The sequence below is a fragment of the Ruegeria meonggei genome (genome assembly GCF_042768335.1).
Taxonomy (GTDB): Bacteria; Pseudomonadota; Alphaproteobacteria; order Rhodobacterales; family Rhodobacteraceae; genus Ruegeria; species Ruegeria meonggei.
In genome coordinates this window covers 3,478,824-3,491,282 of sequence record NZ_JAXHBT010000001.1, presented here as the reverse complement: position 1 = coordinate 3,491,282, position 12,459 = coordinate 3,478,824, and the positions used below count along the sequence as shown (strand labels likewise).

Genomic DNA, 12,459 nt, shown 5'->3' with positions numbered 1-12,459 from the left:
GTCTCTTATTTTCTGACCAACCCGATCAGAAATAGCAGGATCACCGCCCCAATTGTCGCGAACAGGATCGATGAGAACACGCCACCGCCCACGACAAATCCCAGAGCAGGGAAAATCGTACCGGCAAGAAACGCACCCACAATGCCAACGATGATATTGCCGATCAGACCAAATCCGCGGCCTTCCATGATCTTGCCCGACAGCCATCCGGCGATTGCACCGATGAACAGCATCGCCAGAATACTACTGAATTCCATAGGGTTGCTCCTGAAGTTCGCGTCGTTCAGCCACACCTAAACACAGCAGACCCTGCCAGTCACGCTGTAAAAGGATCAGACCAGGAAACCGCCATCCGAATCGTCGCCTGCCTCGTCCATCAGGCGCCCCATATCCGGGATGGTGACGTGGCGCTTGCCTTCCAGCTCGATGACTTTGTCTTTCTTCAGCGCTGAAATCTGCCGGCTGACTGTCTCAAGCGTCAGTCCAAGGTAGTCCGCCATAGCCTCACGCGTCAGGGGCAAATCAAAGACGATTGGCTCCGTGCTGGTCTTCGGACCTACTGATGCATCCCTTCGGGCAATAATTGACAAAAGGCTGGCAATCTTTTCCCGCGCGGTTTTCCGACCCAGCACCAGCATCCATTCCCGTGCGGCGTCAAGTTCGTCCAGGGTCATCTGCAACAGCCGGTGCGCGATGTGCGGCGTTTTATTCATCAACTCTTCGAACGGTTTCTTGCGAAAACAGCACATGACCAGATCGGTTGTGGCCAGCACATCATAGGGTGCCGAATCCCGCCCCGGTCGCCCGACAAAGTCGCTGGGCAGTAAAAGACCGACCATCTGTGTGCGGCCATCTTCCATGGTCTGGGTCAGCGACGCGATGCCGGACACGACAGAGCCTACAAAGTTCATCTGATCCCCGGACCAGATGATCGTCTGGCCAGCTTCAAAGCTGCGGTAATACTTGATGCCCTCAAGCTCTTCCAGCTCATCTACCTCGCAATGCGCGCACACGGCCCGATGGCGGATCGGGCAGTCAGCACAGTTCGTGTGGTCGATCTTAAAATTTGGTGTCATGCACGTTTCCACTTGATCTCTGTCAAGGTGCCTTTCCGGACCGTCCCATAAAGGTATCGCTATGATAGTGAAACCACAATTGGCACAGCTTGGACTATTTGACGCGAAAGTCCCGCGTTACACAAGCTATCCCACCGCGCCTCACTTCAGTAATGACGTGGGGGCAAGTCTTTATGATGACTGGATTTCCGGGCTCAAACCCGGCAGCGCCGTGTCTCTGTACATCCATGTTCCATTTTGCCGCAGGCTGTGCTGGTTCTGCGCTTGTCGCACGCAAGGCACCCAAACTGACAATCCGGTGATCGCCTATGTGGACGTGCTCAAGGCCGAGTTGGATTTGTTGGCCGCGCGCCTGCCCGAAGGTGTAACCATGTCGCGCCTGCACTGGGGCGGGGGCACACCTACTTTGCTAAATCCTGACCTGATGCGTGATCTTGCATCGCGTATTCTGGACGTAGTGCCGCTGGGCCCGAACGCTGAGTTCTCGGTCGAGATTGACCCCAACGAGATCGACGAAGACCGCTTGGATGCGCTGGCCGAGGCTGGCATGAACCGCGCCTCGATCGGTGTTCAGGATTTCGACGATGAGATTCAGAAAACCATTGGACGTATCCAAAGCTATGATACCACGCGCAAGGCGGTGGACATGATCCGCGCCCGCGGGATTGCAAGCCTGAACGCCGATATTCTGTATGGCCTGCCGCATCAGACCAAAACGCGGATGACGGAAAGCGTGCAGAAACTGTTGTCTCTCACTCCGGATCGCGTGGCGCTGTATGGGTATGCCCATGTGCCGTGGATGGCCAAGCGACAGCAGCTGATTCCATCAGATGCCCTTCCCACACCGGAACAGCGACTTGACCTGTTCGACACCGCCCGTCGCCTGTTTCTGTGGGACAATTACGCCGAGATTGGTATCGACCACTTTGCCACGCAGGATGATGGTTTGACCCATGCCCTGAAGGCTGGGCGGCTCAAGCGGAACTTCCAAGGGTACACCGATGATCAGGCCGAAGTTCTGATCGGTGTTGGCGCCAGCTCGATCTCGCGGTTTCCGCAAGGCTATGCGCAGAACGCGCCCGCGACATCGGCCTATACCAAAGCGATCCGCGAGGGTCGGTTCTCAACCTCGCGTGGACATCTGTTCAAGGGACAGGACATCCTGCGCTCAAGACTGATCGAAGCATTGATGTGCGATTTCCAGATCAACAGCGCCGAAATTCTGCGCGATCATGACATCACTGCGGTGGAACTGACCAGCATGTATCAGACAGCCAATACCACTTTTGACGGCCTGCTGCGCATCACCGAGGAAGGGCTATACATCCCACCCGAGGCCCGCGCCCTGACCCGGATGATCGCCCGCAGTTTTGACGCCTATGACCTGAGCAAAGCCGGCCACAGTTCGGCGATCTGACACAACAGCAGCACAAGACTTGACGCCGAGGGTCGGTTTTCCCCACACTCACAGGACGGGCGACACCCCGCCCCGCGTCCGAGGCAGGCTAAAAACAGACAATCCGCGCCGACGTACCCGCGTTGGGCAACCCCTTTCGTGCAGCTGAACTGCAATTTGAAAGAGGGACTGCACCTATGCGCGTTTTTACCGTCCTTGGCCCCAGCCAATCGGGCAAGACCACTCTGGTCGAGGCCATCAGTCGCCTCGATGGCCGCCCCACCACCTTCGACGTATCCGGAACCGTGCATTTGCACGGTTTTTCTTACCTGGACGAACCATGGTGCGCCATAGACGTGGATGGCGGCAGCGACAATCTGGCCTATGTCGGCCCGGCCATGGCAATCTCGGACGCCGCCGTGGTGGTCGTGCCGCCCGATCCAAACGCGGCCGTCCTGTGCGCGCCCTATCTGCGGCTGGTCGAAGAAGCGGGCATCCCCTGCTTTTTGTTCATAAACCGGATGGACAACCCCAATGGTCGCATCCGCGACATCATCTCGGCCCTGCAGACCTATTGCACACAACACATCGCCTTGCGGCAGGTGCCGATCCGCGATGGGGAAACAATTGTTGGAGCGGTCGATCTGATCTCGGAACGGGCGTGGAAGTATCGGGAAGGGCAACCCTCGGCCCTGATTGAACTGCCGCAATCGGTTGAAGACCGGGAACAGGAAGCCCGTACCGAATTGCTGGAAACCCTATCGGATTTCGACGACCACCTTCTGGAACAGTTGATTGAAGATAAACAGCCCCCCAGTGCCGAGGTCTATGATCTAGCCGCGCAGGTGCTGCAACACCATCAGCTGATCCCGGCCTGTCTGGGCGCAGCCAGCCACGGCAACGGCCTGACCCGGTTGATGAAAGCCCTGCGGCATGAGGCACCGGAGTTTGATATCGCCGCCGGTCGCGACGAGGCGGAAGACAACGCCAGGGCCATCGCCGGATTTGCAGATGTGAAGAAACATATCGGCAAGATCGTTGTGCTGCGCGGACTGGGGGACGGCGTCAAAGCACATGAAAACCTGGGCGGTGACACGGTCGGGAACCTGACGGCTTTGGATGCCAAGACGCAAATTGCAGAGCTTCCTGCTGGGCAAATCGGCCTGGCTGTGAAATCCGATCACCTGAATCCCGGCAACCTGTATGACAGCGGCGTGGCGACCCCATTGCCGGAATGGGCGGCGTCTCATCCGGCGGCCTACCGGCAAATTGTGTCTCCGGCGCATGAGCGCGACGATGTGCGTCTGTCCAACGCGCTGTCTCGTCTGGTTGAGATCGACCCGGGCCTGCATCAGGAACAGGACGAACTGACTGGTCACGCCATTCTGGGCTCGCAAGGCCCGCAACATATGCGGCGCGTCACCGCCAAACTGGCCGAGGATTTCGGGATCGAGATTGCCACCGACCATGTCGAGACCGCCTATCGCGAAACCATTCGCACCCCGGTCGAATATCGCCATCGTCACCGCAAGCAATCCGGCGGTGCGGGGCAGTTTGCCGATGTGGTGATCTCGGTCGCGCCGATGCCACGCGGATCCGGGTTCCAGTTTGAGGAAATCGTCAAAGGCGGGTCGGTGCCCAAGAACTATATCCCCTCGGTCGAACACGGCGCCAAGGAAGCGCTGGCGCAGGGGCCTGAAGGTTTTCCAGTTGTTGACGTCAAAGTCACGCTGAGCGACGGCAAGCACCACAACGTGGACAGCTCGGATTACGCCTTTCGCATGGCCGGCAAGAATGCGGTCCGCGAGGCGCTGCCACAGGCGAAACCGGTGGTCCTGCAACCCATCCTGAACGCCGAAATTCATCTGCCGTCAGATTTTGTGGGCGATCTGGTTCCAACCATCAGTTCGCTCCAGGGTCAGGTTCTGGGATTTGAAGGCAACCCAAACGCCTCGGGCTGGGAAATTTTCAACGCCCAACTGCCCGCCGTGGCCGAGGACGAGCTGCACCGCACCCTTGCCAGCGCCACGCGGGGCACCGGCTGGGTCAAGCTGCAGTTCGATCACTACGAAGAACTGCGCGGTCCGGTTCCAAATTCCGCCTCACGCGAAACGGCAAGCGCCTGAATACCAATGGCGGGCCGTTTTCAGCCCGCCGCCGCGATCAGTTCACGGGTATAGTCGGTTTGAGCGTTCTCGAATAGCGCCTCTGCCGAGCCCATCTCGATGACGTCACCGTTCCGCATGACGATCACGTTATGCGACATGGCACGCACGACCTTGAGGTCGTGGCTGATGAACAGATAGGCCAGCCCGTATTTGCGCTGCAGGTTACGCAGCAGGTCAACGATCTGAACCTGCACAGTCATGTCCAGCGCACTGGTGGGTTCATCCAGCACCAACAGTTTGGGTCGCAGCACCATGGCGCGCGCAATGGCGATGCGCTGACGCTGCCCGCCTGAAAACTCGTGCGGATACCGATCCATCGCAGCCGGGTCCAAACCAACTTCGGTCATCACTTCGGCCACCAAATCGCGCGGAGCACGGTGGGGATCGACCTTGTGGATCGCCAGACCCTCGGCAATGATCTGCTGGCAGGTCATCCGCGGGCTGAGGCTGCCGAACGGGTCCTGAAAGACGATTTGCATGTCCTTGCGCAGCCGCCGCAGCTCACGCGTGGACCAGCGGCGCACGTCCTGATCGCGGAAAGTGATGCTGCCCTCGGATGCGATCAGGCGCATGATTGCCAGCGCCAGGGTCGTCTTGCCCGACCCGCTTTCCCCCACGATGCCCAGCGTTTCACCCGCGCGCACGCTGAGCGTGGCGTCGTTGACGGCCTTCACGTGACCGACGGTGCGCTTTAGAAAACCGCGCTGGATCGGGAACCACACTTTCAGGTGATCTGTCCGCGCAACCTCTTCCGCATCCTGTGCCACCGGATCAGGCTGGCCCGCAGGCTCTGCCGCCAGCAGTTTGCGTGTGTAAGGGTGCTGAGGGTTGTCGAATATCTCGGTCGTGGCACCGGTTTCCACGATCTCACCATCTTTCATCACGCAGACCCGGTCGGCAATGCGGCGTACGATGCCCAGGTCGTGGGTGATGAACAACATCCCCATATTCTCGGTCTTCTGAAGGTCGGCCAGCAGTTCCAGAATCTGTGCCTGAATGGTCACGTCCAGCGCGGTTGTCGGCTCGTCCGCGATCAGAACGTCCGGCTTGTTGGCCAGCGCCATGGCGATCATGACACGCTGCCGCTGCCCGCCGGACAGCTGGTGCGGATAGCTGTCCAGCCGCTCGCGGGGGTCGCGGATACCAACCTTAGTCAACAGCTCGACAATCCGGTCGCGGGCTATGTCGCCCGTCAGCCCCTGATGCAAGGCCAGAGACTCGGCCATCTGCTTCTGGATCGTGTGAAGCGGGTTCAGCGAGGTCATCGGCTCTTGAAAGATAAAGCTGATATCGTTGCCGCGCACGTCCATCAGACTGTCCTCAGACGCGCCGATCATTTCCTTCCCGTCATACCGGACCGAGCCTTCGACCACCGCGCTGTCGCCCAGCAGGGATACGGTCGACAACGCAGTAACAGATTTTCCCGAGCCGGATTCACCCACAAGCGCAACTGTCTCGCCCCGGTCCACGGTGAAGGACACACCCTTGACCGCCGCGCTCAACTGCCCGTCCTGCCGAAACGAAACTTTGAGGTTTTGTACGTCCAGCAAGCTCATGAAAAGGTCTTTCTGGGATCAAACGCATCGCGGACGCCTTCAAAGATGAAGACCAGCAGCGACAGCATAATGGCAAAGGTAAAAAAGGCGGTGAAGGCCAGCCAGGGTGCCTGCAGGTTCTGCTTGGCCTGCAAGGTCAGCTCACCCAGAGATGGGGCCGAGGAAGGCAAGCCAAAGCCAAGGAAATCCAGCGAGGCCAAGCCCCCGATCGTGCCCGTCACAATGAACGGCATAAAGGTTAACGTCGCCACCATGGCGTTGGGTAGCATATGCCGGAACATAATGGTGCCGTTCCCCACGCCCAGCGCTCGCGCGGCGCGCACATATTCCAGATTTCGCGCCCGCAGGAATTCGGCGCGCACAACGCCGACCAGCCCTGTCCAACTGAAGAGGATCATCAGTGCGACCAATAACCAGAAACTGCGCCCCAAAATGGCGAACATGATGATGATAACATAAAGTGACGGTGTAGCCGACCAGATCTCGATAACCCGCTGGAAGATCAGGTCCAGCCAGCCGCCAAAAAAGCCTTGAATGGCCCCGGCAAAAATACCGATCAAGCTGGCGACACCGGTTACCATCAACGTAAACAGGATCGATAGGCGGAAGCCGTAAATCACCCGCGCCAGCACGTCACGCTTGGTGTCATCTGTTCCCAGCAGGTTTTGACCATTGGGCGGCAAAGGGGCCGCGCCCGGGCGATCCACGCTGGTGGTGTAGGAGTAGGGAATCAACGGCCAGATGGCCCAACCACGTTCGAACCCGTCGGCCTGGAACGTGCCGGCCTGGATCTGGTCAATGATGCCGTCCGGGTCGTCGAAACAGGCTTCAAGCCCACCGCTGTCGATCAGGCATTGCACCTCGGGGTCGCGGTAGATGGCTTCGGTCTGAAAGTCGCCGCCAAAATCGGTTTCGGCATAGAAGTTGAAAACCGGCGTATAGAACTCACCCCGGTATTTAACCAGGATAGGTTTGTCGTTTGCGATAAACTCAGCAAACAGGGACAGGCCGAACAGCACCGAGAAAATCAATAACGACCAGAAAGCCCGACCATTGCGTCGGAAATTACGCCAGCGGCGCTGGTTCAGGGGAGACAGTGCCATGTTACCCCTCCCGCTTTTCGAAATCGATACGGGGGTCGACCACCACATACATCAGGTCACTGATGATGCCGACAACCAGCCCCATCAGGCCAAAGATAAACAGTGTGCCAAAGATCACCGGGTAATCCCGAGCGACAGCGGCCTCAAAGCCCAGACGTCCCAGACCGTCCAGCGAGAAGATGGTTTCGATGATGATCGAGCCGCCAAAAAACACCCCGATGAACACGGCAGGGAAACCCGCAATCACGATCAGCATCGCGTTGCGGAACACATGCCCGTACAGCACCTTGCTTTCGCTCAGGCCTTTGGCACGTGCGGTCATCACGTATTGTTTTTTGATCTCGTCCAGAAACGAATTCTTGGTTAGTAGCGTCAGCGTCGCAAAGGCTGAAATCGTAAGTGCAATAATCGGCAATGCGATATGCCACGCGTAATCTGCGATTTTGCCGAACAGGCTTAGGCTGTCCCAATTATCCGACGTCAGCCCGCGCAGGGGGAAGATCTGCCAGTACGACCCGCCAGCAAACAGCACCAACAACAGGATCGCGAACAAAAAGCCTGGAATCGCATAGGCAACAATGATGGCCCCGCTGGTCCAGGTATCAAAGGTCGAACCGTCCTTGATCGCCTTGCGAATGCCCAGCGGGATCGACACCAGATAGGCGATCAGGGTGGACCACAGGCCCAGCGAGATCGAAACGGGCATTTTTTCCAACACCAGATCAATCACGCTGATCGACCGGAAATAGCTTTGGCCAAAATCCAGCGTCATGTAATTGCCCATCATCGTCAGGAACCGTTCTAGCGGCGGTTTGTCGAACCCAAACTCCTTCTCCAGATCTTCGATGAATTCCTTCGGCAGACCGCGCGCGCCTATATATTCGCTGTCAGAGCCAAAGGTTTCTTCGGCAGGGGCACCTTCACCGCCTGCAAAACCGGCAAAAACATCTCCCTCACCCTGCATTTGGGCAAGAATTTGCTCGATCGGACCGCCTGGAACAAATTGCACCAGGGTGAAGTTCACGATCATGATGCCCAGCAACGTCGGAATAACCAGCAACAGCCGGCGAAGAATATACGCGCCCAAAGTTCTTTACCTCACCGCGCCTGCGGCTTTGAGTTTCTGATACTTCTCTTCATTGAACCACCAGAAGTCAAACTGCCCAACGGCCAGAGGCGGAAGAACCTCAGGGTGCTCAAACATGTCGTAATAGGCAACCCAGGTATCCGACACATATCCAGTAGGAACCTGAATTCGCATATGCCGTAAGACACGGTCCAACGCCTTTAACGCAGCAATTTCCTCTTCGCGCGATTTGGTTTCGAGCGACGCGTCGATTATGGCATCCACAAGCGGGCTTTGCAGTGATTGAGGATTGTAGGACGACACAACCGCCGTTTCCGAGCCATAGGATTGCTTCAGCCCCGTACCCGCCTCCAGAAACGTTTGATTGCGGAAAAAGATCATGTCGAAATCTTTGTCGTAATACCGCTGTATCCACTGCGCGCTATCGGCCTTTTCAACCGTCACGCCAACGCCAAAGCTTTCGAGGCTACCGGCATAGGTTGTAACGATGGCCTCAGCCGTGTCCGACGAAGAGGCATTCAGCATGATTGTAACATTCAGCGGATTGCCATCGGAATCCCGCAGCTTCCCGTCACCAGAAACTGACCATCCCGCCTCTTCAAACAGCTTCAATGCCGTTCTCTTGTTGCGGCGATCCACGGTGCGAGAGGCGTTTGAACTGTGCGCGCGCACGGCCTCTTCAGAGAATATCTCTGCGGGAACAAGATCGCCCAACGATTCCAGGAAGGCTTTTTCAGCACCGGTGGGTAGCCCATCAGCCGCGACTTCGGAATTCTCTGCAAAGGAATGGCGCTGTTCCGTTAGGCCATATTGCAGCGACTCGGACGTCCATTCAAAATTGAAAGCCAGCCCAAGCGCCTCGCGCACTTTGATATTGTCAAAAGGCGCACGCTGCATGTTGAAGATGAAGCCCGTGGGCGAGGGCGGCGTCATGACGGGAATGCTCTCGCGCTTTACGTACCCCTTGTCGACCGCCGGAAAATCATAGCCAGTCGCCCATTTCTTTGTACTGCCTTCGGCCCGGAAATTATAAACGCCAGCTTTGAACGCCTCAAATTCCGCAGCGTCATCTGCGAAATACTCGACCCGCACGGTTTCGAAATTGTGCCGACCGACATTGATGGGCAATTTCCAGCCCCAGTAGTCCGGATTACGCCGATAAAGGATGTACCGGTTCAGTTCAAAATCATCGACCACATATGGACCGCTGCCCATCGGTGTCAGCAGACTTTGCTTGTCCAACCGCTCGCCTGTTTCTTCATACCAGGCTTTTGAAAACACAGGCGTTCCACCGACTTGCGAGATCAGAGACCGCCGTGATATCCCGTCGACAAAATTGAATTTGATTGTATGGTCATCAATGATCTCATACCCTTCGATGCGCTGCTTAACTGCACGCGCATAACTGCGAATACCCTGCTCCAGGAAAAGGTCATGAGTGAACGCCGCGTCATGGGCCGTCAAAGGCGTGCCGTCGGCGAACCGGGCCTCGGGCCGCATGTAAAAGATGCACCATTCCTTGGTGCTTGGGTATTCTACGGCTTCAGCGAGCAGACCATAGGCCTCGGTAATGGAATCCGCCGGTGAGGCTGACCCGAACGGGCTGTCTCCAAACATGCTTTCTGCGATCAACCCGGAATAGCGACCGGCTTTGCCCTGCCAGTTAAAGCGATTCATGCCATCAAACGTGCCGCGGGTTGAAACCGAAATCTCGCCGCCAATCGGCGCATCTGGATTCACATAGTCAAAATGCTTGAAATCCGGGGGGTATTTAAGATCACCAAAGTAAGAATATCCGTGCGCTTTGATGATTTTTTCGCTGCCCTCACCTGCGGCAAACACCCCATTGATACCCGGCGTCATCGCGGCCACCGCGCTCCCGCCCAACAGCTGTAGGGCAGTCCGCCGTTTTATGGTAGTGGTCTGCGTCGATCTGTTGCGAATCTTTGTCATGCTCGCCTCTCCTACAACCCTATTGGACGTCTTAATGCGCCTAAACCTTGCTAAAAGGCCAGCACTGTCAGTTTCAAGTTTAGAATGCGTGAACGCTTTGTGAAGTTCTTCTTAGACAAAAAAATAAAGCCGCTGCACAAGGCAGCGGCTTTGATATTCATCGTTGCAGGTCGCAGGATCAGTTGCCGATGGTCTGCAGGTAAGCAATCAGGTCTGCGCGGTCCTGTGGCTTTTTCAGGCCTGCAAAGCTCATGGAGGTGCCCGAAATATATGCGCTTGGGCGCGTTATGAACGCATCCAGGGCTTCGGGTGTCCAGTTGCCGCCATGGGCCTGCATTGAGGCCGAATAGCCGGTGAAGCCTTTGGCCGACGCAACCGGGCGGTCGACGACGCCAAACAAGTAGGGTCCAGTGCCGTTTGCGCCATCTTCCAGCTTGTGACACGCGGTACATTTGCGGAACACTCTGGCGCCCTTTTCCGGATCGGCGGCGGCCAGCATTTCCTCAAACACCACCTCTTCACCGTCAGCGCTTTCACCGGCGCTTTCGGTCTCGATGATGTAAGAAGCTGTCTCTCCATGCCCGTCGGCGTGGTAAAGCATTTCGGCGCCCCATTTGGCGAGAAGCAGCACCAGGAAGGTGCCAAACAGGCCTGCCGCGGCCTTGGTAACTGTCATCGTGTCGAACATTGATCGCGTGTCCATTTCAGCTGTCTGCGGGGTGTCTAAGGCTTCCCCTTGCAAGAGGCAAGGTATAGACACCGCGACTAAACGCCCAATTCAAGAACTTGTTGCACGGAATCGACCAAATGACCAAACGTATCGCATTTCAGGGTGAACCCGGCGCCTATAGCCACGAGGCCTGCCGCAATGCCCGCCCCGATATGGAGGCCCTGCCCTGCCGCACGTTCGAGGATGTTATCGAATCGGTTCGGGCCGGTGACGCCGATCTGGCCATGCTGCCGGTCGAAAACACCACCTATGGCCGGGTCGCTGATATTCACCGCCTTCTGCCCCATAGTGGGCTGCATATCATCGACGAAGCTTTTGTCCGCGTGCACATCAACCTGCTGGCAGTCCCAGGTGCAACGTTGTCTGACGTGACCGAGGCGCATTCGCATCTGGTTTTGCTGCCGCAATGCGCGGGTTTTCTGAAGGAACACAACATCCGGGGTCGGGTGAGCCCCGACAACGCCCGCGCCGCGCGCGAGGTTTCGGAACAGGGCGATTTGCATTCGGCGGCGCTGGCCAGCGAACTGGCCGGCGAAATCTATGGCCTCAACGTGCTGGCGCGCCATATCGAGGACCGCGACAACAACACGACCCGGTTTCTGGTGATGTCACGGCAAACAGACATGTCACGGCGCGGTGATCACGGCATGATCACCAGCTTTGTGTTTCAGGTGCGCAACATTCCGGCGGCGCTGTACAAGGCGATGGGCGGGTTCGCGACCAATGGGATCAACATGACCAAGCTGGAAAGCTACATGGTCGATGGCTCGTTTACCGCGACCCTGTTTTATGCGGACATCGTCGGTCACCCGGACGACCGGAACGTGCAGCTGGCCATGGATGAGCTGCAGCATTTCACCACCAATGTGGAAATTCTGGGTGTCTATCCGGCAGCGCAACCGCGCGGATAGATCAGGCCGCCGTGTATCGTTTGGACACGGTGCCGGTACCTTGCCGGTAATCGACAAACCCCATTGCGCTGTAATAGGCCAAACCTTCGTCATTCCGGGAGGAAATCGTCGCGTCGATTACCGTAATTCCGGAGGCCTGCACAGCCCTCAGCGTCGCGTGAAACAAAGCGCGCCCCACGCCGCGGCGGGCAGCGGATGGGCGTATATGTGTCCCGATCACACCCCAGCCTTCGGGGGCGCCGTAAGGATTGCCCTCGATCGCGTGTTTCACCGCTTGAAACCCCAAGGCTTGACCCTGTGCATCCAAAGCCAAGTTACAACACAGCTGATCGGGATGCGCGATGTAGTGCGCCAGAGCAAACCCCGCATCGCTGTCCTTTCTGCGTTTCCCTGCAACCACAAGATCCTGCAATACAGCAGAAATGCCTTCAGCATCGTTTGTAGTGGCGTCGCGAATGATCAGCTTATCCATGCCAATG

Annotated in this window: 11 protein-coding genes; 3 read left to right on the top strand and 8 right to left on the bottom strand. The window is 57.4% G+C overall.

Going from position 1 to position 12,459, the window contains the following annotated elements; translation table 11 throughout:
* Positions 1–5: 5 nt before the first annotated feature.
* Complete coding sequence (locus SJY13_RS17310) at positions 6–257, bottom strand: GlsB/YeaQ/YmgE family stress response membrane protein (protein WP_085823319.1); 252 nt, start codon at positions 255–257, stop codon at positions 6–8.
* A gap of 75 nt (positions 258–332) precedes the next feature.
* Entirely contained in the window at positions 333–1,076 is a 744-nt protein-coding gene (gene fnrL, locus SJY13_RS17305) for a transcriptional regulator FnrL (RefSeq protein WP_377192649.1), read from the bottom strand.
* Between the two features lie 61 nt (positions 1,077–1,137).
* Here fnrL and hemN point away from each other — a divergent pair, with 61 nt between their 5' ends.
* Positions 1,138–2,493 (top strand): oxygen-independent coproporphyrinogen III oxidase, encoded by a 1,356-nt coding sequence (hemN, locus tag SJY13_RS17300; protein ID WP_377192647.1) that lies wholly within the window; start codon positions 1,138–1,140, stop codon positions 2,491–2,493.
* A 176-nt stretch (positions 2,494–2,669) separates the two neighbouring features.
* Positions 2,670–4,598, top strand: coding sequence for an elongation factor G (locus SJY13_RS17295; protein ID WP_377192645.1), 1,929 nt, complete (start codon positions 2,670–2,672; stop codon positions 4,596–4,598).
* A gap of 20 nt (positions 4,599–4,618) precedes the next feature.
* Here the strand turns inward: SJY13_RS17295 and SJY13_RS17290 are convergent, their stop codons facing one another.
* The 5 genes from SJY13_RS17290 to SJY13_RS17270 form a co-directional block, all read right to left on the bottom strand.
* Entirely contained in the window at positions 4,619–6,196 is a 1,578-nt protein-coding gene (locus SJY13_RS17290) for an ABC transporter ATP-binding protein (RefSeq protein ID WP_377192643.1), read from the bottom strand.
* Positions 6,193–7,299 carry an ABC transporter permease gene (locus tag SJY13_RS17285; RefSeq protein ID WP_085823324.1) on the bottom strand — a complete coding sequence of 369 codons (1,107 nt, stop codon included), beginning with the start codon at positions 7,297–7,299 and terminating at the stop codon, positions 6,193–6,195. The genes SJY13_RS17290 and SJY13_RS17285 overlap by 4 nt, the downstream gene beginning before the upstream one ends.
* A gap of 1 nt (position 7,300) precedes the next feature.
* A complete protein-coding gene (locus SJY13_RS17280) occupies positions 7,301–8,386 on the bottom strand; it encodes a microcin C ABC transporter permease YejB (protein ID WP_085823325.1) in 1,086 nt (361 codons plus the stop codon).
* Between the two features lie 6 nt (positions 8,387–8,392).
* Complete coding sequence (locus SJY13_RS17275) at positions 8,393–10,339, bottom strand: extracellular solute-binding protein (RefSeq protein WP_377192641.1); 1,947 nt, start codon at positions 10,337–10,339, stop codon at positions 8,393–8,395.
* 178 nt (positions 10,340–10,517) lie between these two features.
* The gene (locus SJY13_RS17270; protein ID WP_085823481.1) at positions 10,518–11,027 is read right to left on the bottom strand and encodes a c-type cytochrome; all 510 of its coding nucleotides are present in this window, start codon (positions 11,025–11,027) and stop codon (positions 10,518–10,520) included.
* Positions 11,028–11,146: 119 nt separating this feature from the next.
* On the opposite strand from SJY13_RS17270, the gene SJY13_RS17265 reads away from it, so the two are divergent.
* A complete protein-coding gene (locus SJY13_RS17265) occupies positions 11,147–11,980 on the top strand; it encodes a prephenate dehydratase (RefSeq protein ID WP_085823327.1) in 834 nt (277 codons plus the stop codon).
* 1 nt (position 11,981) lies between these two features.
* Here the strand turns inward: SJY13_RS17265 and SJY13_RS17260 are convergent, their stop codons facing one another.
* On the bottom strand, positions 11,982–12,452 hold the full coding sequence (locus SJY13_RS17260) for a GNAT family N-acetyltransferase (protein WP_377192639.1): 471 nt from the start codon (positions 12,450–12,452) through the stop codon (positions 11,982–11,984).
* Between the last annotated feature and the right edge of the window lie 7 nt (positions 12,453–12,459).

Excerpts from the sequence above, each read along its gene's own strand:
- SJY13_RS17265 (WP_085823327.1), top strand. The coding sequence starts at position 11,147 with ATGACCAAACGTATCGCATTTCAGGGTGAACCCGGCGCCTATAGCCAC.
- SJY13_RS17260 (WP_377192639.1), bottom strand. The coding sequence starts at position 12,452 with ATGGATAAGCTGATCATTCGCGACGCCACTACAAACGATGCTGAAGGC.
- SJY13_RS17275 (WP_377192641.1), bottom strand. The coding sequence starts at position 10,339 with ATGACAAAGATTCGCAACAGATCGACGCAGACCACTACCATAAAACGG.
- SJY13_RS17290 (WP_377192643.1), bottom strand. The coding sequence starts at position 6,196 with ATGAGCTTGCTGGACGTACAAAACCTCAAAGTTTCGTTTCGGCAGGAC.
- SJY13_RS17285 (WP_085823324.1), bottom strand. The coding sequence starts at position 7,299 with ATGGCACTGTCTCCCCTGAACCAGCGCCGCTGGCGTAATTTCCGACGC.
- SJY13_RS17270 (WP_085823481.1), bottom strand. The coding sequence starts at position 11,027 with ATGTTCGACACGATGACAGTTACCAAGGCCGCGGCAGGCCTGTTTGGC.
- hemN (WP_377192647.1), top strand. The coding sequence starts at position 1,138 with ATGATAGTGAAACCACAATTGGCACAGCTTGGACTATTTGACGCGAAA.
- SJY13_RS17310 (WP_085823319.1), bottom strand. The coding sequence starts at position 257 with ATGGAATTCAGTAGTATTCTGGCGATGCTGTTCATCGGTGCAATCGCC.
- fnrL (WP_377192649.1), bottom strand. The coding sequence starts at position 1,076 with ATGACACCAAATTTTAAGATCGACCACACGAACTGTGCTGACTGCCCG.
- SJY13_RS17295 (WP_377192645.1), top strand. The coding sequence starts at position 2,670 with ATGCGCGTTTTTACCGTCCTTGGCCCCAGCCAATCGGGCAAGACCACT.